Consider the following 20,466-nt stretch of genomic DNA (forward strand, 5'->3'; position numbering starts at 1 on the left):
GATGAGCACGCGATGAGTACGCCCATGAAGTAGCGACGGTCCGGCGTAACCCGGACCTAAAAGGAGCGAAGTGGCTAAGGTCCGGGTATACGAACTCGCCAAGGAGTTCGGAGTAGAGAGCAAGGTCGTCATGGCCAAGCTCACAGAACTCGGTGAATTCGTACGTTCGGCGTCCTCGACGATCGAGGCGCCCGTAGTACGCAAACTGACTGACGCATTCCAGGGCGGCGGCGGCAAGTCCGCGGCCAAGCCCGGCGCGCCGCGCAAGCAGGCCGCCCCCAAGCCGGCCTCGCCGTCGGCGCCCTCTCCCGCGCAGGCCGCCCGTCCGGGTCCGGCCGCGCCCAAGCCGCCGGCCCCCAAGCCCGCGGCCGAGAAGCCCGCGGCCTCCCCGGCGACGCCGGCTCCGCGTCCGACGCCCGGCCCGAAGCCCCCGGCTCCCAAGCCGGCCCCGGCCTCCCCGGCGCCGTCCGCCCCGGAGTTCACGGCTCCGCCCGCCGCGCCGGCTGCTCCCGCGGCCTCCTCGGCTCCGCAGGCCCCGCGTCCCGCCGCCCGTCCCGGCGCCCCGAAGCCGGGTGGCCGTCCGGCCCCCGCTCAGGGTGGTCAGGGCCAGGGCGGTCGTGGCGACCGTCCGGAGCGCGCCCCGCGCCCCGGTGGCCAGGGCGCCCCGCGTCCCGGCGGTGCCCGTCCCGCGGGTCCGCGTCCGGGCAACAACCCCTTCACCTCTGGTGGCTCCACCGGCATGGCGCGCCCGCAGGCGCCCCGTCCGGGCGGCGCCCCGCGTCCCGGTGGCCAGGGTGGCCCCGGCGGTCCCGGCGGCGCCCCGCGCCCGCAGGGCCAGGGCGGTCCCGGTGGTGCTCCTCGTCCGCAGGGTCAGGGCGGCGCCCGTCCGACCCCGGGCGGCATGCCCCGTCCGCAGGCCCCGCGTCCCGGCGGCGGCCCCGCCGGTAACCGTCCCAACCCGGGCATGATGCCGCAGCGTCCCGCTGCCGGCCCGCGTCCCGGTGGTGGCCCCGGCGGTGGCCGTGGTCCCGGCGGCGGCGGTCGTCCCGGCGGTGCCGGTGGCGGTCGTCCCGGTGGCGGCGGCTTCGCGGGCCGTCCGGCCGGTCCCGGTGGCGGTGGCGGCGGTTTCGCCGGTCGTCCCGGTGGTCCCGGTGGCGGCGGTGCCGGTCGTCCCGGTGGCGGCGGCGGCTTCGGCGGTCGTCCCGGCTTCGGTGGCCGTCCCGGTGGTCCCGGTGCCCGTGGTGGCACGCAGGGCGCGTTCGGCCGTCCCGGCGGGCCCGCCCGTCGTGGCCGCAAGTCGAAGCGGCAGAGGCGCCAGGAGTACGAGGCCATGCAGGCCCCGTCGGTGGGCGGCGTCATGCTGCCTCGCGGCAACGGACAGACCGTCCGCCTGTCGCGCGGTGCCTCGCTGACCGACTTCGCCGAGAAGATCAACGCCAACCCGGCGTCGCTCGTCGGCGTGATGATGAACCTCGGCGAGATGGTCACCGCCACGCAGTCCGTCTCCGACGAGACGCTGAAGCTCCTCGCGGACGAGATGAACTTCGTCCTGGAGATCGTCAGCCCGGAGGAGGAGGACCGCGAGCTGCTCGAGTCGTTCTCCATCGAGTTCGGTGAGGACGAGGGCGGCGAGGAGATGCTCGTCTCGCGTCCGCCGGTCGTCACGGTCATGGGTCACGTCGACCACGGCAAGACCCGCCTGCTCGACGCGATCCGCAAGACGAACGTCGTCGCGGGCGAGGCCGGCGGCATCACCCAGCACATCGGTGCCTACCAGGTCGCGACCGAGGTGAACGGCGAAGAGCGCGCCATCACCTTCATCGACACCCCCGGTCACGAGGCGTTCACCGCCATGCGTGCCCGTGGTGCGAAGTCCACCGACATCGCGATCCTCGTGGTCGCGGCGAACGACGGTGTGATGCCGCAGACGATCGAGGCGCTGAACCACGCCAAGGCGGCCGACGTGCCGATCGTGGTCGCGGTCAACAAGATCGACGTCGAGGGTGCCGACCCGACCAAGGTGCGCGGTCAGCTCACCGAGTTCGGTCTGGTGGCCGAGGAGTACGGCGGCGACACGATGTTCGTCGACATCTCCGCGCGCCAGGGCCTCAACATCGAGCAGCTGCTCGAGGCCGTGGTCCTGACCGCGGACGCCTCGCTCGACCTGCGGGCCAACCCGGAGCAGGACGCGCAGGGCATCGCCATCGAGGCCCACCTCGACAAGGGCCGCGGCGCCGTCGCGACCGTCCTCGTCCAGCGCGGTACCCTCCGCGTCGGCGACACGATGGTCGCCGGTGACGCCTACGGCCGAGTCCGCGCCATGCTCGACGACAAGGGCGAGAACGTGGAGGAGGCGACCCCGTCGACCCCCGTCCTCGTGCTCGGTCTCACCAACGTCCCGGGTGCGGGCGACAACTTCCTGGTCGTCGACGAGGACCGTACGGCCCGTCAGATCGCCGAGAAGCGTGCCGCCCGTGAGCGCAACGCCGCGTTCGCCAAGCGCACCCGCCGGGTCTCCCTCGAGGACCTCGACCAGGTGCTCAAGGCCGGCCTGGTCCAGGACCTCAACATCATCATCAAGGGTGACGCGTCCGGTTCGGTGGAGGCTCTCGAGTCCTCGCTGCTCCAGCTGGACGTCGGCGAAGAGGTCGACATCCGCGTCCTGCACCGCGGTGTGGGTGCGGTCACCGAGTCCGACATCGACCTGGCGATGGGCTCCGACGCCATCGTCATCGGCTTCAACGTCCGCGCGGCCGGCCGTGCCGCGCAGATGGCGGAGCGCGAGGGCGTCGACGTCCGCTACTACTCGGTGATCTACCAGGCCATCGAGGAGATCGAGGCGGCCCTCAAGGGCATGCTCAAGCCGGAGTACGAGGAGGTCGAGCTCGGCACCGCGGAGATCCGCGAGGTCTTCCGCTCGTCCAAGCTCGGCAACATCGCCGGTGTCCTCATCCGCTCGGGCGAGGTCAGGCGCAACACCAAGGCCCGCCTGCTGCGCGACGGCAAGGTCATCGCGGAGAACCTCAACATCGAGGGTCTGCGCCGCTTCAAGGACGACGTCACCGAGATCCGCGAAGGCTTCGAGGGCGGTATCAACCTCGGCAACTTCAACGACATCAAGGTCGACGACGTCATCGCGACGTACGAGATGCGCGAGAAGCCGCGCGGCTGATCGACTGCCTCACGGCAGTGACTGCCCTGCGGCAGTCTGATCCGCGCGGTCAGTGTCGGGGCCGGTCGAGGGGAGAAATCCCGTCGATCGGCCCCGGCCGTTCCGTGTACGGTTCTTGTGTCCCTGCCAAGTGGTTGGCGGGGCACCGAACCCGTACCGGCGGGACATCCGGATACACATGTATGTGGGGACTCTGTCCTTCGATCTGCTCCTCGGCGACGTACATTCGCTGAAGGAGAAACGCTCTGTCGTCCGCCCGATCGTCGCCGAGCTCCAGCGGAAGTACGCGGTGAGCGTGGCGGAGGTGGGCGGTCAGAACCTGCACCGCAGGGCCGAGATCGGCCTCGCCGCGGTGGCGGGTGACTGGGGCCATCTCACGGACGTACTGGACCGGTGCGAGCGCCTCGTCGCCGCCCGGCCCGAAGTGGAGCTGCTGTCGGTCCGACGGCGGCTGCACGGCGACGACGACTGAACAACAGCAAGACAAGCCCAGGGAATGCCCGGGGATAAGGGAGACGGAGCAGTGGCCGACAACGCGCGGGCGAAAAGGCTGGCGGACCTCATTCGAGAGGTGGTTGCTCAGAAGCTGCAGCGCGGGATCAAGGACCCGCGGCTCGGGACGCACGTGACCATCACGGACACCCGGGTGACCGGTGACCTGCGGGAGGCGACCGTCTTCTACACGGTCTACGGCGACGACGAGGACCGCGCCGCCGCCGCGGCGGGCCTGGAGAGCGCCAAGGGCGTCCTCCGTTCGGCGGTCGGCCAGGCCGCGGGCGTGAAGTTCACGCCGACCCTGTCCTTCGTCGCGGACGCCCTGCCGGACAACGCCCGGGCCATCGAGGACCTCCTCGACAAGGCCCGGATGTCGGACGAGAAGGTGCGGGAGGTCTCCGCGGGCGCCGAGTTCGCCGGTGACGCGGACCCGTACAAGAAGCCCGAGGACGACACGGACGAGACGGACGGCGACGCCCGCGCATGAGCAAGAGCAGCACCACGACGCCGGACGGACTTGTCATCGTCGACAAGCCGTCCGGCTTCACTTCGCACGACGTGGTGGCCAAGATGCGCGGGATCGCCAAGACCCGCCGCGTCGGTCACGCGGGCACCCTGGACCCCATGGCGACGGGCGTCCTCGTGCTCGGGGTGGAGCGCGCCACCAAGCTCCTCGGCCACCTGGCGCTGACCGAGAAGGAGTACCTGGGCACCATCCGCCTCGGCCAGAACACCATCACCGATGACGCCGAGGGCGAGATCACCTCGTCCGCCGACGCCTCCGGGGTCACCCGTGAGGCGATCGACGCGGGCATCGCCAAGCTCTCCGGCGACATCATGCAGGTGCCCTCCAAGGTGAGCGCCATCAAGATCGACGGCAAGCGGTCGTACGCGCGCGCCCGCAAGGGCGAGGAGTTCGAGATCCCGGCCCGGCCGGTGACGGTCTCCGCCTTCACCGTGTACGACGTCCGCGACGCCGTCGCCGAGGACGGCACCCCCGTCCTCGACCTGGTCGTCTCGGTCGTCTGCTCCTCGGGGACGTACATCCGGGCGCTCGCCCGCGACCTCGGCGCGGGCCTCGGCGTCGGCGGCCATCTGACCGCGCTGCGCCGCACCCGCGTCGGGCCGTACAAGCTGGACGCGGCCAAGACCCTGGACCAGCTCCAGGAAGAGCTGACGGTGATGCCGGTGGCCGAGGCCGCCGACCGGGCCTTCCCTCGCTGGGAGGTGGACGACAAGCGCGGCCGGCTGCTGCTCAACGGCGTCCGGATCGACATGCCCGAGGAGTACGCGGGTGTGGGCGCCGTCGCCGTCTTCGACCCGGAGGGCCGCTTCCTGGTCCTCGCGGAGGAGTCGCGGGGCAAGGCCAAGAGCCTGGCCGTCTTCGCCTGAGCGAGGACCGCTCGTATCCCGCTCGTCGTGCAGCCTCGCTTCGTCGTGGGGCCTCGCTCCGTCGTGGAGCGGCGGACACCGGTACGCCGCTCCACGTTCCCCCCACGGTCCCCCCACTCAAGGTGTTTCCACCTCACCGCGCCGATTCACCCCTTCGGGCAGGCGCTCGGAGTGAACCGAGGGAGCGGAAGGGGGCGCGTTCGCGTCGAGTTCTGTTCCGCTGATCACCGCCGACCTACGGTCGACGGACGGGGACCAGCCGGGAGGTTCGAGCATGGCGGGACGGGGTCCGCAGGCCGAGGGCGCCGGGGACGCCGCGGCCGCGGGGGAGCGGAGCGGCCGGACGGTGCCGGGACCGGCCCTCGTGCAGGTGTGCGACCCGGTGGGGCGCCCGCGGGGCACGGGGTTCGCCGCCGACGAGCACGGCACGGTCGTCACCAGCCACGAGGCCGTCGACGGCCTCACGCGGATCGTCCTGCACGCGCCGGACGGACGCACCTGCGTGGTGCCCGCCGACGCCGTCGTGGCGCTGCCCGGCGCCGGCCTCGCGCTCGTGCGCACCGAAGGCCTCGGACTGCGGCCCCTGCCCCTGGCCGTACGGGACTCCGTGGTGGCCGGCGCCTATGTGCGGATCGCCGCGCCCGGCTGGCGCGAGGCACGCGTCCTCGGCTCGTCCCCGGTGACGTACACCGCGGCCGACCGCGAGCACCCGGTGGGCGCCGCCCTGGAGCTGGCGATCGGCACGGACGGCGCCGACGCGCTGCGGCCCGGCGGCGGGGCCACGGGCGGGCCGGTCGTGGACGCCGCGTCCGGCGCGGTCCTCGCCGTACTCGGCACGGCGCTGCTGCCCCGTGACCCGGGCCCCCGCCCACCGGGCGACGCGCCCCGCACCCACCGCCCGCCCGGCTTCGCGATCCCGCTGCGGGAGGCGGCCGCCGCCGATCCCGGCGGGCCGCTCGCGGAGCTGATCGCCCGCAACGCGGCGACCGTCCCCGGGTACGGCCACGACCTCAACCTGGCGGGCGCCCTGCACCTGACGGCCACCTCGGCGGGCTCCGACGGGCCGGGCGAGACCCCCCTGGAGCCGGTCGAACGGCCGGAGGTGACGCGGGAGTTCGACGCCTTCCTCGACGGCCCGGCGCACGTGCTCGGCCTGGTCGGGAACCCCGGCACGGGGCGTACGACGGAGCTGGCCGCGCTCGCCGCCCGGCGCGCCCAGGGCGGCGAGCCCGCGCCGACGCTGTGGCTGCGCGGCGCCGAGCTGCGGGGCACGGACGCGTCCGTCGCCGACGCCGTGGAGCGGGCCCTCGGCCGGGCCGGACGGATCATCCTGGCGGCCGCGCAGGAGGTGCCGGGCAGCGAGGGGCTCGGGGACGTCTCGGCAGGGCGCGTGGCGCGACTCGTGCGGGACGCGGGGCGGCCGCTGCTGGTGCTGCTCGACGGGCCCGAGGAGATGCCGCCCCTGCCCGCCGAGCGCCTCGCCGCGTGGAGTGCGGCCACGGCGGCCTGGCTGCGGGACACGGGCACGCGCCTCGTCGTCGCCTGCCGGGAGGAGTACTGGGAGCAGGCGGGGGCGCACTTCGACAGGGCGTTGCTCCACGGGCCGGCGACAGGGACGGACGCCGTCTCCGGCTTCCCCCGCCGCGTACGACTCGGTGACCTGTCCGAGCCGCAGGCACGTCGGGCCCGCGCGCGGTACGGCATCCCGGAGGGGGCGCTCGCCGAGGCCGACGCGCGGCACCCGCTGACCCTGCGGCTGCTCGGCGAGGTGCGCGCGGCCCGCCCCGACGCGCCGCCGCCGGGCACCCCCGGGCGGGACGAGGTCTTCGCCGCCCACCTGGATCTGCTGTGCCTGCGGGTCGCGGTGCGGCTCGCGGCGGCGAACGGACTGCGCGGCACCGCCGTACGACGCCTCGCCGCGAAGGTGTCCGGGCAGGTCCACGAGGCGGCGCGGCGCTGCCTGGGGCCGGCGCAGGGGGAGCTGGACCGGGCCTCCTTCGAGGACGTCTTCCCGTGGGGCGGGCTCCCCGGTTCCCCCGGCTGCGCGGGGTGGGCGTCGGCCGTGCTGACGGAGGGCCTGCTCGTACCGGCGGGCACGGGCTACCGCTTCGCGCACGAGGAGGTGGCCGACTGGCTCCAGGGCACGCACCTCGACGTGGACGGCGCGCTGGCCTCCCTGGTCCACCGGCACCGGGGCACGACTCGCTCCCCGGTGGTCCCGGAGCAGCGGCGGCGCGGCCCCGTCCCCGACCGCCCGGCCCCGGTGCCGCGCCACCGCATCGGCCCCGTGACCGAGGCCCTGCTGTCCCTTGCCCGGCAGCGCGGCCCGGCGGAACTCGGCGAGCGGCTGCGGGAGTTGGCGGAGGCGCTGACCGACCTCACGCAGGAGGCGGCCTCGGGTCGTGAGGTGGAGGCGGCGTCGGGTGGTGAGGTGGAGGCGGCGTCGGGCGGTGAGGTGGAGGCGGCGTCGGGCGGTGACGCGGAGGCGGTGGCCGAGGCCCGGTGGTGGGCCGTGCGTCTGCTGCGCGGGACGTTGCAGCGTGTGCCCGACGCGGAGCCCTACCTTCCGGTGCTCGAAGTCCTCGCCGAGCGGGGCCTGTTCGAGCCCGCCTTCTGGCTGGGGCTGCCGCTGGGGGAGGCCCCGCGGTTCGCGCTGCTGCGGCGGCGCGTCGTCCGCGACGGGCCGCCGGGCACCTCGGGCCGCTGCCTCGACGCCGTCGCCGGACTCCTCGCCGCCGACCCCGCGGGCGTACAGCCGCATCTGGTCCGCTGGTTCTCCGACGAGCGGCCGCTGGAGGCCGCGCCCGACGCCACCGTCGGCTCCGCCGCACAGGCGCTGCTCCACACCCACCGCCACCGGGCCGTCGACGACCTCACCGAAGTCCTCGTCGACTGTGCCCACGCCCGCGCCGACGAACTGCTCGCCGCCCTCGCCGAGGAGGAGCCCTCCGCCGTCTGCCGCGCCGTCGGCCGCTGGGCGCACGAGGAGCGGCCCGCCCGGCGCGCGGCCGCCGCCCGCCACGGCCTGCGCGCCGCCCCGCACACCACCGCCGACGCCGACCGCGCGCACCTGCGGCACGCCGCCCTCGTCCTGCTCGTCCACACGGACGACGACGCCCTGCACGGCGCCGCCCTCGCCCTGCTCGTCCATGACCCGCAGACGCGCTCCCGGTACCTGTCCCGCGCCCTGCGGCGCTTCGCCGCCGGGGACCCGGCGCTGCCCGCGAGCGCGCCGGCCGAGGCCCTGGCCACCCACCCCGACGAGGCGCTCGCCGCCTTCGCCGCCCGCCTGAAACTGCCGGGCCCGGTCGACGACGACGCCCTGCGCCGCCTGGCCGACGTGACCACGCCCGCCCTCGCCCACCGCGTCGCCACCCTGGTGCGCGACGTCCTGGAGACCCGCCCCGAGGCCGCCGGGCCCGCCGCCGCGTACCTCGATCAGCGGCTCGAACAAGCGCCCGAGGATCACGTCGTCCTCTTCCCCCTGGTGGCCGGGCTGCTGCACAGCCGTCCCCCGCAGGTCAGGGCGGCCCTCGCGCCCGTACTCGCCGCCCCGGGCACCGCCGCCTCGCGGGCCCTGCGGAGCGGACTGCTCGACGTGCTGCTCGGCCAGGAGCGCGACCCCGCCGTCCTGGAGAGCGTCCTGCGGTCCGTGGCCCGCGGCGCCGCCGAACTCGGCGAGGCTGCCACCCGTGAACGCGTCCACCGCACGGGCCTGCTCCTCGGCCGCACCCCGGAGGGCGGCACCCGCTTCGACCGGTGCGTGGTCGAACTGGCGCGCTCCGACCCCGGCTTCGCCACCCTCGTGACCGGCTGGCTGCGCGACGCCCCGCGGGAGTGGGCCGCCTTGGTCGGCCCGAGCGCCGCGCGGACCCTGACGGACCTCGCGGGCGGCGCCCCGGTGCCGGCCTAGCCCGGAGTGACCCCCGCCACCCCCGTCGGGCAGACACCGATGCGAGCCGGGGCCCCGCGGCATGGCAGTCTTAGACCTGCGTAATCGGCAATGGGAACGTACAGACGTAGCGGACGTACACAGGTTCGGCGAGGAGCAAAGAAGTGCAGCGCTGGCGTGGCTTGGAGGACATCCCCCAGGACTGGGGGCGCAGCGTCGTCACCATCGGTTCCTACGACGGCGTGCACCGCGGTCACCAGCTGATCATCGGCCGCGCCGTGGGGCGCGCCCGGCAGCTCGGCGTGCCCGCCGTGGTCGTCACCTTCGACCCGCACCCCAGCGAGGTCGTGCGCCCCGGCAGCCACCCGCCGCTGCTCGCCCCGCACCACCGGCGCGCCGAACTGATGGCCGACCTCGGCGTGGACGCGGTGCTGATCCTGCCCTTCACCACCGAGTTCTCGAAGCTGTCGCCCGCCGACTTCGTCGTGAAGGTCCTCGTCGACAAGCTCCACGCGCGCGTGGTCGTCGAGGGCCCCAACTTCCGCTTCGGCCACAAGGCCGCGGGCAACGTCGACCTCCTCGCCGAGCTCGGCCGGACGTACGACTACGAAGTCGACGTCATCGACCTGTACGTGACCGGCGAGGCCGGTGGCGGCCGCCCCTTCTCCTCGACGCTGACCCGCAGCCTGGTGGCCGAGGGCGACATGACGGGCGCCGCGGAGATCCTCGGCCGCCCGCACCGCGTCGAGGGCGTCGTCGTGCGCGGCGCCCAGCGCGGCCGCGAGCTGGGCTACCCCACCGCCAACGTGGAGACGCTGCCGCACACCGCCATCCCCGCCGACGGCGTCTACGCCGGCTGGCTGCACGTCGAGGGCGAGGCGATGCCGGCGGCGATCTCCGTCGGCACGAACCCGCAGTTCGACGGCACCGAGCGGACCGTCGAGGCGTACGCGATCGACCGGGTCGGTCTGGATCTGTACGGGCTGCATGTCGCGGTGGACTTCCTGGCCTTCGTCCGGGGCCAGGCGAAGTTCGACTCCATCGAGGCGCTGCTGGTCGCCATCGCGGATGACGTGAAGCGGTGCCGGGCGCTGATCGAGGCCGCCTAGTCGCCGTTGGCGGTGCGGGTGCGCGCGCGGCTGCGAGTGCGTCGTGGTTGCGCGCGCAGTTCCCCGCGCCCCTTACGGGGCTTGCCTGGGCGCCCCTGAAGGGGCGGGCGCCCCGCCGGAAACCGCCCAGTGGCACGCCACCTGCGTCTCGCCCCCGCCCGACAGCACCGCCAGATCCTCCCCGCGGCAGCGACCCGCCACCCCCGCCCGCTCCGCCTCGCCCGAGGCCAGCACCTGGCACCGGACATGGAACCGGCAGCCGCCCGGGATGCGGGACGGGTCCGGCGGCTCACCGGTGAGGACCACGGGCTCCCCGGGGGCCTCCGGGAGAACCGACAACAGGGCCTGGGTGTACGGATGCTGAGGTGACGTCAGGACCTCCTCCACCGTGCCCGTCTCGACGATGCGGCCCAGATACATCACCGCCACCCGGTCCGCGATGTTCCACGCGAGGCCCAGATCGTGCGTCACCACCAGTGCGGACAGGCCGAGTTCGTCCCGCAGGCGCAGCAGCAGCGCGAGGATCTCGCCGCGCACGGACGCGTCCAGGGAGGCCACCGGCTCGTCGGCGACGATGAGTTCGGGCTCCAGGACCAGCGCGCCCGCGATGACGACCCGCTGGCGCTGGCCGCCCGACAGCTCGTGCGGGTAGCGCAGGAAGAAGCGCTCCGGGGGGCGCAGCCCGGCCCGGGAGAGCGCCCCGGCGACCGCGGCCCGCTCGTCGCCCCCGTACCCGTGGATGCGCAGCCCCTCGGCCACGGCCTCGTACACCGTGTGCCGGGGGTTGAGCGAACCGCTCGGGTCCTGGAGGACCAGCTGGACGCGTTTGCGGTACGCCTTGAGGGAGCGCGCCGAGTACTCCAGCGGCTGCCCGGCGAACGTCACCGTGCCGGAGGTCGGAGAGACCAGGCCGAGCAGGGAACGGGCCAGGGTCGTCTTGCCGCAGCCCGACTCGCCGACCAGGGCGACGATCTCGCCGCCCTTGATGTCGAGGTCGACGCCGTCCACCGCCCGCGCGGTCGGCGCGCCCCGGCGGCCGGGGAAGGCGATGTGCAGGTCGGCGGCGGAGAGCAGCGGCCCGCCGTCCGGCTCGGCGATGGTCATGCGCGGCTCCTTGTCACGGGTGCTCTGGGTCACGGCGCGCGCTCCGCCGTCGTGGGCGCCGCCGTGGGCTGCGCAGGGAGCGGGGCGCCCGCGTGGACGCAGGCCGCGCGGTGGTGCGGGCCCGCCTCCCGCAGGGCCTGGTCCTCCGTCGCGCAGGAGTCCAGGGCGACCGAGCAGCGCGGATGGAACGTACAGCCCGTGGGGAGCGCCGACGGGTCGGGCGGGTCGCCGGGCAGGCCGCGTGGCGCGAACCGGGACGCCGGGTCGCCGATGCGGGGGAAGGCCGCGGAGAGGGCCTTGCCGTAGGGGTGCCGGGCGTTCTCGTAGACCTGGGTGGCCGGGCCCTCCTCGACGACGCGGCCCGCGTACATCACCGCGAGCCGGTCGCAGGTGTCGGAGAGCACCGCCAGGTCGTGGCTGATCATCATCAGGCCGAGGTCCTGCTCGGACACCAGCTGTTCGATGAGGCGCAGGATCTGGGCCTGGATCATCACGTCGAGCGCGGTGGTCGGCTCGTCCGCGATGATCAGGCGGGGATCGCAGGCCAGCGCCATGGCGATCATGACGCGCTGGCGCTGGCCGCCGGACAGCTCGTGCGGATAGGCGTCCGCGCGTGCGGCGGGCAGCCCCACGTGTTCGAGCAGCTCGCCGACCTTCTTCCGGGCCGCCGCCTGTGTCACCTTCTTGTGCAGGAGGATCGGCTCGGCGATCTGGTCGCCGATGCGGTGCACGGCGTTCAACGAGTGCATCGCGCCCTGGAAGACGATCGAGGCGCCCGCCCAGCGGACCGCACGCACCCGGCCCCACTTCATGGCCAGCACGTCCTCGCCGTCGAGCAGGATCTCGCCGGACACCTTCGTGCCCGCGGGCAGCAGCCGCAGCAGGGCCAGCGCCAGCGTGGACTTGCCGCAGCCGGACTCGCCCGCGACGCCCAGCTTCTGGCCCGCGTCGACGGCGAGGTGCACGCCACGGACGGCGGCGGCGCCGTTCGCGTACGTCACTTCGAGGTCGCGCACGTCCAGAAGCCGGTGCCCTTCGGCCCGGTGCCCTTCGGTTGTCACTACGTCGTTCAACGGGTGGCCCCCAGCCTGGGGTTGAGCACGGATTCCACGGCACGCCCGCAGAGCGTGAACGCGAGCGCGACGATCGCGATGGCGAGGCCGGGCGGTGCGAGGTACCACCAGTGGCCCGCGCTGACCGCGCCTGCCTCGCGCGCGTCCTGGAGCAGGCCGCCCCACGACACGTTGGTCGGGTCGCCGAGGCCGAGGAAGGCGAGCGTGGCCTCGGTGAGGATGGCGCCGGAGATCACGAGGGTGGTCTGTGCGAGGACCAGCGGCATGACGTTCGGCAGCACGTGCCGGGCCATGATGTGGCCGTGGCCGCCGCCGAGCGCCTGCGCCCGTTCGATGTAGGGCCGGGACTCGACGGCGAGCGTCTGCGCGCGGACCAGGCGTGCCGTCGTCGGCCAGGTCGTGACGCCGATCGCCAGGATGATCGTCCAGATCGTGCCGGACATCACCGCGGCCAGCGCGATGGCGAGCACCAGCGTCGGCATCACCAGGAACCAGTCGGTGATCCGCATGATGACGGTCGCGTACCAGCCCTTGAAGTGCCCCGCCGTGATGCCCACGAGGGTGCCGATGGCCACGGACAGGACGGCGGCGAGCAGTCCCACGGAGAGCGAGATGCGCGCGCCCCACACCAGCAGGCCGAGCAGATCGCGCCCGAACTGGTCGGTGCCGAGCGGATAGGCGGCGCTCGGCGACTCCATCGGCTTGCCCGGCGCGTCGGTGACGCTCTGCGCGTCCGAGCCGACGAGCAGCGGGGCGAAGACCGCGGCGAGCGCGATCAGGACGAGCACGGCCAGGCCGAAGAGCCCGGCCCGATGGGTGCGGTACTCCCGCCAGAACCGGGCCGCGGAGTGCCGTCGGCGGGCCCGGGCGAGCGACCGCGCGCTCCCGCCCGGCGCGGCGGCTGCGGTGGGCGCGGCCGCCGCGGACGCGGAAGCCGGTGTGGGCGGGGGAGTCGGCGTGGACGGGGGAGTCGGTGCGGAATCGGTCGTCATCGGCCCACCCGGGGATCGAGCAGCGGATAGATCACGTCGGCCAGCGTGTTCATCAGGATCACCGCGACGGAGAAGACGAAGAACAGCCCCTGCACCAGCGGCAGGTCCGGCACGCTCAGCGCCTGGTAGAAGAGCCCGCCGAGCCCCGGCCAGGAGAAGACGGTCTCGACGAGGATCGCGCCCGCCACCACCGTGCCGAGATTGACGAACATCAGGGTGACGGTCGGCAGCAGCGCGTTCGGCACGGCGTGCCGGCGGCGTACGAGATCGTCGCGGAGCCCCTTGGCACGCGCCGTCGTCAGGTAGTCGCCGCCCATCTCGTCGAGGAGCGAGGACCGCATGACGAGCAGCGTCTGCGCGTACCCGACGGCGACCAGTGTGATCACGGGAAGCACCATGTGGTGCGCGACGTCGACGACGTACGCGAACCCGGTCTCACCGCCCGACTCCAGGCCGCCCGTCGGGAACATCCCGGGAATCGGCCCGATCCCCACCGCGAAGGTGATGATCAGCAGCAGCCCGAGCCAGAACGACGGCACGGAGTACAGCGTGAGCGCGAGTCCGGTGTTGAGGCGGTCGCCCAGCCTGCCGTTGCGCCACGCCGTGCGCGTGCCCAGCCAGATGCCGAGCAGCGTGTAGAGGACGTACGCCGTTCCGGTGAGCAGCAGCGTCGCGGGCAGCGCCTCCGTGATCTTCTCCATCACGGGGGCGTGGAACTGGTACGACGTACCGAAGTCGCCGCTCAGCACCTTGCCGGTGTAGTCCCAGAACTGGGCCATCACGGGCTTGTCGAGGCCGAATTCCTTGCGCATCGCGGCGAGCTGCTCGGCCGAGACGCGCTTGCCGCCCGTCATCTGCTTGACGGGGTCGCCGGGGATGAGCCGGAAGAGGAAGAAGCTGGTGACGAGCACGGCGAACAGCGACACGATGGCGCCGCCGAGCTTGCCCGCCACATAGAGGAGATAGGCGCGGGTGTTGCGGGCCCGTGGCCCGCGGGCCGACGCCGGCCCGGCCTTCGCCGGGTCGCCGTCGGCCCCGGGACCCGGCGGGCCCTCGGTGTCGAGCAGAGCGGGGTTGCTGTCAGCGGTCATGCTTACTCGCGGTCCTCTGCGGTCGAACGGCGGCGCAGGGCGAACAGGACTCCGCCGCCCACGAGCACCACCGCGGCAGCGGCGATACCGATGATGACACCGGTCGAGCTGCCGTCCTTGGAGGAACTCTTCCCATCCGCGGGGACGGCCGACCACCAGCTCCAATATCCGTCCTGGCCGTAAATGTTGCCCGCGGCCGTCGGCATGGTGGTGATGGACTTGATCTGGTCGGTGCGGTAGGCCTCGACGGCGTTCGGATACGCGAGGACGTTCATGTACCCCGAGTCGTACAGCCACGACTGCATCTGCCTGACGATGTCGGCGCGCTTGGCGGGGTCGTACTCGGCGAGCTGCTTGGCGTACAGCTCGTCGTACTTCTTGTCGCAGATGAAGTTGTCGGTGGCGGCGCTCTCCTTGGCCTTCACCGGCAGCGCGGCGCAGGTGTGGATGCCGAGCACGAAGTCCGGGTCGGGGTTGACGGACCAGCCGTCGAAGGCGAGGTCGTACTCACCCGCGTACCAGGGCACGGACACGTCGTCGAGGCAGTTGACCTTCAGCCCGATCCCGAGATCCCCCCACCACTCCTTGAGGTACTTGCCGACCGCCTTGTCGTTCGGGTCGGTGGCGTGGCACAGGATGCGCAGGTCGAGCGGCCTGCCGTCCTTGCCGACGCGCTTGCCGTCGCCGTTCTTCTTGTAGCCCGCCTCGTCGAGGAGCCGGGCGGCCTTCTTCGGGTCGTACGTCATCTTCTGGTCGGCGGAGGGCTTCCAGGCGTAGTCGGAGAAGCGGGGCGGGATGTACCCCGCGCCCTCGACGGCGTTGCCCTGGAACACTTTGTCGACGATCGCCTTGCGGTCGACGGAGAGGAACAGCGCCTGGCGGACCCGCTTGTCGAGCAGGGCCGGATGGCCGTCACCGAACTTCTCGCCGTCCTTCGTCCGTGCGCCCGGGTTGGTGGCGATGGCGAAGAAGCGGCGGCCCGGTCCTTCGTTGACCTTGACGTTCTCCGCGCCCTGCAGCGAGTTCGCCTGCGCCGGGGTGAGCGCCGGCTGACCGGCGACGAAGGACACCTCGCCCTTCCTGAGCGCGGAGACCGCCGCGTCCTGGTCCTTGTACGTCCGGAAGACCAGCTCGTCGAACTTGGGTGCGCCGCGCCAGAAGTCCTTGTTGGCCTTGAACCGCACGTACTGGTCGACCTTGTAGTCCGTCAGGATGAACGGGCCGTTGCCGACGACCGGGAAGTCCTTGTCGTTGTTGAACTTCGAGATGTCGTCGACCTTCTCCCAGATGTGCTTGGGAACGATCGGCACGTCGAGCGCGGCCATGGTGGCCTGCGGCTTCTTCAGCTCGATGACCAGCTTGGTGGGGCTCGGCGCGGTCACCTTCCTGAAGTTGGTGACGAAGTTGGAGTTCGCGGTGGCGGTGCCCTCCTTGGACATCACCTTGTTGAACGTCCACGCGGCGTCCTCGGCGGTCGCCTTCTTCCCGTCCGACCACGTGGAGTCGTCCCGGATCGTGTACGTCCAGGTCAGCTTGTCGGCGGACGGCTTCCAGTCGGTGGCGAAGCCGTCGATCGCACGGTTGTTCTTCGCGTCGTAGTTCGTCAGGTACTCGTACGTGAGGCGGTGCAGGCTGGTGCTGAGCAGCCGCTGGGCGAGGAAGGGACTGAGCGAGTCGACGCTCTGCGCCACGGCGACGGTGAGGACCTTCTTGCCTCCGTCATCCTTGGCCTCGGCTTGCTGCGGAGCGGGGTTGAGGGGCGAGGCGAGACCGGCCGTCAGGGCGAGGGCGGCGGCGCCGGCGGCGAGGAGGGGCCTCAGGGGGCCGCGGCTTCGGCGGGGCCGTGGGGCTGGCGTCGGTGGCGGTGCCGTGGGTGCTGCTGGTCTGCCGTGCTGATCTTGTGTGTCCATGGTCGGTGACCTCGCGTCATCGCTCGCACAGGGATGGCTGGTTGCACGCTGGTTGATCAAGGGACGTCAGCTGATTGATGTGTGTGTCTACCAGCGCCGGTCTGGGCGAGTCAACGGCAGGTGAACCCCATGTGGCCTGCGGAAATAACGAATTGAGACGTGATTTCACCCGCATTGGTCAAGACCTCTGACGCGTCGCTGGTCGGGGCGTGGTGGTGGGGGGAGGGGCTGGTGGGGGCCTCGCTGTGGGGGGTGTTCCGTACGGCGGAACGGTGGGGCGCGGGGCGCCGGGCGCGGTTGCTGTTGCGGTTCCTGATGCTGGGTGAGGCTGGCGGGTCGGGAGAAGTGGGGCGGGAACGCGAGAGGGCCCGCGCCGAGGAGTGGCGCGGGCCCATGGGTGTTCTGCGGGGCCTATTGCTCGGGCTGCGAGGGCTGGTGGGGTGGCTGCGGCTGCTGGGGCTGCTGCGCCTGGTGGGGTGGCTGGAACGGGGCGCCCGGCTGGAAGGGTGCTCCGGGCTGTACCGGCTGGGCGACCTGCTGCTCCGGCTGGGGCTGCGGCTGGCCATGCGGCTGCTGGGGAGCCTGCGGCTGCTGGGGAGCCTGCGGCTGGTGCGGGGCCTGGGGGTGGTACGGGGCTTCGGGTTGCTGCGGATGGCCCTGCTGGGGCTGGGGCTGCCAGGCCTGCGGGGCGCCCGGCTGCTGCGGGTAGGGCTGGGGCGGCATCTGCTGCTGGGGCGGCTGCGGCTGCGGTTGCCCCTGGGGCTGCGGCTGCCCCTGCTGCGGGATCTGTGGCTGGCCGTGCTGGGGGGCCTGCGGTTGGGCGTGCGGCTGCCCCTGCTGCGGGATCTGCGGCTGGCCCTGCGGCTGCGAAGGAACGTACGGCTGCTGTGCCGGCTGCCCCTGCTGCCCGCCGTACGGCACCTGCTGTCCCGGCAGCGGCGGAGCCATGTGCGGCGGCGGATTCCCGTCCGACGTCCAGAGCCCCTGCTGCTGCTGGGCCCGCACGAAGTCCTCGGCGACCATCGCGGAGAGGTTGAAGTACGCCTCCCGCACCTTCGGCCGCATCATGTCGAGGTCGACCTCCGCGCCGGCGGCCAGATGCTCGTCGAAGGGGACGACGACCACGCCCCGGCACCGCGTCTCGAAGTGCGACACGATGTCATCGACCTTGATCATCTTGCCGGTCTCGCGCACACCGGAGATGACGGTGATGGACCGCGAGACCAGGTCGGCGTACCCGTGCGCGGACAGCCAGTCCAGCGTCGTGGACGCGCTGCTCGCACCGTCCACGGACGGGGTGGAGATGATGATCAGCTGGTCGGCGAGATCGAGCACCCCGCGCATGGCGCTGTAGAGCAGACCCGTACCGGAGTCCGTCAGGATGATCGGGTACTGCTTCCCGAGTACGTCGATCGCGCGCCGGTAGTCCTCGTCGTTGAACGTGGTCGACACGGCCGGGTCGACGTCGTTGGCGATGATCTCCAGCCCGGAGGACGCCTGCGAGGTGAAGCGGCGGATGTCCATGTACGAGTTGAGGTACGGGATCGCCTGGACGAGGTCACGGATGGTCGCCCCGGTCTCACGCCGCACACGGCGCCCGAGCGTACCGGCGTCGGGGTTGGCGTCGATGGCGAGGATCTTGTCCTGCCGCTCGGTCGCCAGCGTCGAACCCAGCGCGGTGGTCGTGGTCGTCTTGCCCACGCCGCCCTTGAGGCTGATGACGGCGATCCGGTAGCAGGAGAGGACCGGCGTCCGGATCAGCTCCAACTTCCGCTGCCGCTCCGCCTCTTCCTTCTTGCCGCCGAGCTTGAACCGCGAACCGCCGCCCGAGGGCCGGCTGCTCTTCGTCTTCGGCTTGGTGTTGCGCAGCAGCCGGTCGGATGAGAGCTCCACGGCGGCGGTGTAACCGAGGGGTGCCCCCGGGTTGGTGCGCTCCCGCTGATCGTGCTGGAGGGGCTGGGGCCAGGCGGCGCCGGTACGGGGGTCGATGGGCGGCTGCCCCGGCTGTCCCGGCTGGCCTTGCTGAGGGGCCTGCGGTGCCTGCGGCTGAGGCTGGGCGGCGACGGGGGGCAGCGGCTGGGCCTGGACAGGCGGCTGGGGCTGGGCCTGCGGAGCCTGGGGCTGCTGGGGCTGGGCCGGGAGCGGCTGCTGTCCCTGGGGGGCGGGCGGCTGCGGGAAGCCGTAACCACCGCCCTGCGCGGGCAGGTTGGGCGCGGCAGGAGCGGGCGTTCCCTGCTGCGGGAACCCGTACGCGGCCTGCGGGGCGGGAGCGTCCGGCGCGGCGGGGGCGGGGGCAGGGGTAGGGGCGGGGGCAGGCATCGGCGCGGGCGCGGGCGCGGGAGCCGGCGCGGGCTGCGGCGCGGGCGTGAAGGGCGCACCGGGCGCCGCCTGCGGGAATCCGTAACCACCGGCCTGCGGAGCCTGGGGCTGAACCGGAGCCTGGTGCTGCGGCTGGACCGGCGCCTGGGGCTGCTGAACCGGCGCTTGAGGCTGCTGAACCGGCGCCTGAGGCTGCGGCTGCGGCGGGACAGGGGCCTGCGCCTGTACGGGTTCGGGGGCCGGGGCAGGGGCAGGCGCGGGCTCGGCCTGAACCGGCTGCGCGGGCGGTGCACTCGGCGTAGGCACGGGCCACTGCGGCGCCGAGGCCGGAGCCGCGGGCTGGTAGGCGGGAGGCAGCGGCGGGATTCCGCTCTGCGGCGGGGGCGGCGGAGTCCAGGAGGACGGCACGGAGTCCTGCACATCATCGACGACGGCGGCGGGCACGGCGTCCTCAGGCGCGTCTTCCTCCGTGACGGCGGCGGGTCCGGCGACGACCGGCTCCTCGTCACGCCCCTCATCGGCACCGGCTACGTCGGGCTCGGCCTCGACCACGGCCTTGGGTTCCGGCACCGACTCGGGGGCGGGCTCGGGCTCAGGGTCCGACTTGGCCGCAGGAGCCGAGGCAGCGGCACGCTCCTCGATCTCGCGCTGGAGGGCACGTGCGGAGAACCGCATGGTGGCGCCACTCTCCAGGTCACCGTTCCCTGCAACAGGCTCGACGACCTCGGCGTCGCGCTCAGGCTCCTCCGCACCAGCCTCGGACGAGCCACCGGAGCCCGCACCAGGCGCCGACTCCTCGACCTCAACCCCAGTCTCCGCCTCGGCACCGGCTTCCGTCTCCGCCTCCGCCTCCGCCTTGGCTTCGGCAAGGGCGTCCACCTCGTTCTTCGGTACGACACCGGTCACGTGGACGGAGGCGGCCGGCCCCGCAACAGCGGCGCTCCAGTCGGTGGCCCCGCCACCGGACACCACGGGGGACTCAGCCCCGGAGTCCGTCTCCTCTGCCTCCTCCTTCTCCTCCTTCTCTCCCGTCTCCTCGTCCCGAGCCGCAGGCTGGAACCCGCTCCCGACCGGAAGCTTCGGCACCACGCCGGGAACAGAGGGGGAGGGAGCCGCCGCAGGGGTCTCGGCAGGCTCAACCGGCTCCGCGCGCAGCGGCGGAACCGGCCCCGCGGGCGGAACGATGGGCACGGGCGGCGCAGCGAAGGAAGGCATGGCCGGAGCGGCCGCGGAACCGTCCGAACGCGCAGCATCCGAACCACCAGCGTCCGACCCAACCGGAGTGGACGCCGACGGAGTAGAAACGGACGGAGCAGGGACAGACGAAGTAGAGGCAGGCGGTGTGGAGACGGGCGGACTGGAGACGGGCGGACTGGAGACGGGCGGAGTGGAGACGGGCGGAGTGGAGACGGGCGGCGTGGAACCGCCCGACGTCGAAGCGGCGGACGCCGAAGGCGTCTCCCCGGCACTGCCCGAAGCGTTCTGCGTGTACCAGGCGGGCGGCGCGTAGTCGATGGTGAACTCGCCCGTCGTCTCGGCGGCGGACTCCGCGTCGGACTGATCATCGACGGGTGAGTCCCAGCCCCCGCGGATCTCGTCCCGATCGCTGTTCACAATGCCTCCTGGTGTGGTCGAGCACCCTCGTGCCGTGGTGGGGGGCGACCGTTCCTGTCGTCCGATCCGCCTGGCTCTCCCCGTTGAGGACGCACACGACCCGCTCGCGGGTTTCTGGCGTCGCGCCCTGCCCCAGACTAATCATCAAAACCACCGGTACGGCAGGGCAGCCCACCCCGCCTACGCCGTCCATTGCGTCACGCGCTGCCCGGCAGTGATCCACGTACGACAAAACCTGACGGACAAAACACCCAACAGGGGATAGAGCACGCTGATTTCGCCACGAAAACGGTCTCCGCCCGG

General features: G+C 72.9%; 12 protein-coding genes. 6 read left to right on the forward strand and 6 right to left on the reverse strand.

From position 1 onward, the window contains the following. Positions 1 to 70: 70 nt before the first annotated feature. From infB to J2N69_RS27235, 6 genes are all read left to right on the forward strand, one after another. On the forward strand, positions 71 to 3,172 hold the full coding sequence (gene infB, locus J2N69_RS27210; protein ID WP_230903050.1) for a translation initiation factor IF-2: 3,102 nt from the start codon (positions 71 to 73) through the stop codon (positions 3,170 to 3,172). A gap of 178 nt (positions 3,173 to 3,350) precedes the next feature. Then, positions 3,351 to 3,644, forward strand: a complete 294-nt coding sequence (locus tag J2N69_RS27215; RefSeq protein ID WP_127913108.1) for a DUF503 domain-containing protein — start codon at positions 3,351 to 3,353, stop codon at positions 3,642 to 3,644. Positions 3,645 to 3,695: 51 nt separating this feature from the next. After that, the gene (gene rbfA / locus J2N69_RS27220; RefSeq protein ID WP_127913109.1) at positions 3,696 to 4,154 is read left to right on the forward strand and encodes a 30S ribosome-binding factor RbfA; all 459 of its coding nucleotides are present in this window, start codon (positions 3,696 to 3,698) and stop codon (positions 4,152 to 4,154) included. Then, positions 4,151 to 5,059, forward strand: coding sequence for a tRNA pseudouridine(55) synthase TruB (truB, locus tag J2N69_RS27225; RefSeq protein WP_230903051.1), 909 nt, complete (start codon positions 4,151 to 4,153; stop codon positions 5,057 to 5,059). The genes rbfA and truB overlap by 4 nt, the downstream gene beginning before the upstream one ends. A 274-nt stretch (positions 5,060 to 5,333) precedes the next feature. After that, positions 5,334 to 8,972, forward strand: coding sequence for a S1 family peptidase (locus tag J2N69_RS27230; protein WP_230903052.1), 3,639 nt, complete (start codon positions 5,334 to 5,336; stop codon positions 8,970 to 8,972). Positions 8,973 to 9,115: 143 nt separating this feature from the next. Then, complete coding sequence (locus tag J2N69_RS27235) at positions 9,116 to 10,060, forward strand: bifunctional riboflavin kinase/FAD synthetase (protein ID WP_230903053.1); 945 nt, start codon at positions 9,116 to 9,118, stop codon at positions 10,058 to 10,060. A gap of 72 nt (positions 10,061 to 10,132) precedes the next feature. On the opposite strand, the gene J2N69_RS27240 is transcribed toward J2N69_RS27235, so the two are convergent. The 6 genes from J2N69_RS27240 to J2N69_RS27265 form a co-directional block, all read right to left on the reverse strand. Then, on the reverse strand, positions 10,133 to 11,164 hold the full coding sequence (locus J2N69_RS27240) for an oligopeptide/dipeptide ABC transporter ATP-binding protein (RefSeq protein ID WP_230904893.1): 1,032 nt from the start codon (positions 11,162 to 11,164) through the stop codon (positions 10,133 to 10,135). A 29-nt stretch (positions 11,165 to 11,193) separates the two neighbouring features. After that, complete coding sequence (locus J2N69_RS27245; protein ID WP_408056811.1) at positions 11,194 to 12,345, reverse strand: ABC transporter ATP-binding protein; 1,152 nt, start codon at positions 12,343 to 12,345, stop codon at positions 11,194 to 11,196. Beyond that, positions 12,234 to 13,229: an ABC transporter permease gene (locus J2N69_RS27250; protein WP_230903055.1), complete on the reverse strand. Its 996-nt coding sequence runs from the start codon at positions 13,227 to 13,229 to the stop codon at positions 12,234 to 12,236. The genes J2N69_RS27245 and J2N69_RS27250 overlap by 112 nt, the downstream gene beginning before the upstream one ends. Continuing rightward, entirely contained in the window at positions 13,226 to 14,320 is a 1,095-nt protein-coding gene (locus J2N69_RS27255) for an ABC transporter permease (protein ID WP_230903056.1), read from the reverse strand. Before J2N69_RS27255 ends, J2N69_RS27250 begins: the two co-directional genes overlap by 4 nt. Before the next feature lie 2 nt (positions 14,321 to 14,322). Next, complete coding sequence (locus J2N69_RS27260) at positions 14,323 to 16,230, reverse strand: ABC transporter substrate-binding protein (RefSeq protein WP_230903057.1); 1,908 nt, start codon at positions 16,228 to 16,230, stop codon at positions 14,323 to 14,325. A 411-nt stretch (positions 16,231 to 16,641) separates the two neighbouring features. Beyond that, complete coding sequence (locus tag J2N69_RS27265) at positions 16,642 to 20,163, reverse strand: SCO5717 family growth-regulating ATPase (protein WP_269075636.1); 3,522 nt, start codon at positions 20,161 to 20,163, stop codon at positions 16,642 to 16,644. Positions 20,164 to 20,466: the final 303 nt, after the last annotated feature.

It is taken from the genome of Streptomyces huasconensis, assembly GCF_021028635.1.
Lineage (GTDB): Bacteria > Actinomycetota > Actinomycetes > Streptomycetales > Streptomycetaceae > Streptomyces > Streptomyces huasconensis.

Excerpts from the sequence above, each read along its gene's own strand:
- truB (WP_230903051.1), top strand. The coding sequence starts at position 4,151 with ATGAGCAAGAGCAGCACCACGACGCCGGACGGACTTGTCATCGTCGAC.
- J2N69_RS27215 (WP_127913108.1), top strand. The coding sequence starts at position 3,351 with ATGTATGTGGGGACTCTGTCCTTCGATCTGCTCCTCGGCGACGTACAT.
- J2N69_RS27260 (WP_230903057.1), bottom strand. The coding sequence starts at position 16,230 with ATGGACACACAAGATCAGCACGGCAGACCAGCAGCACCCACGGCACCG.
- J2N69_RS27240 (WP_230904893.1), bottom strand. The coding sequence starts at position 11,164 with ATGACCATCGCCGAGCCGGACGGCGGGCCGCTGCTCTCCGCCGCCGAC.
- J2N69_RS27230 (WP_230903052.1), top strand. The coding sequence starts at position 5,334 with ATGGCGGGACGGGGTCCGCAGGCCGAGGGCGCCGGGGACGCCGCGGCC.
- J2N69_RS27255 (WP_230903056.1), bottom strand. The coding sequence starts at position 14,320 with ATGACCGCTGACAGCAACCCCGCTCTGCTCGACACCGAGGGCCCGCCG.
- J2N69_RS27250 (WP_230903055.1), bottom strand. The coding sequence starts at position 13,229 with ATGACGACCGATTCCGCACCGACTCCCCCGTCCACGCCGACTCCCCCG.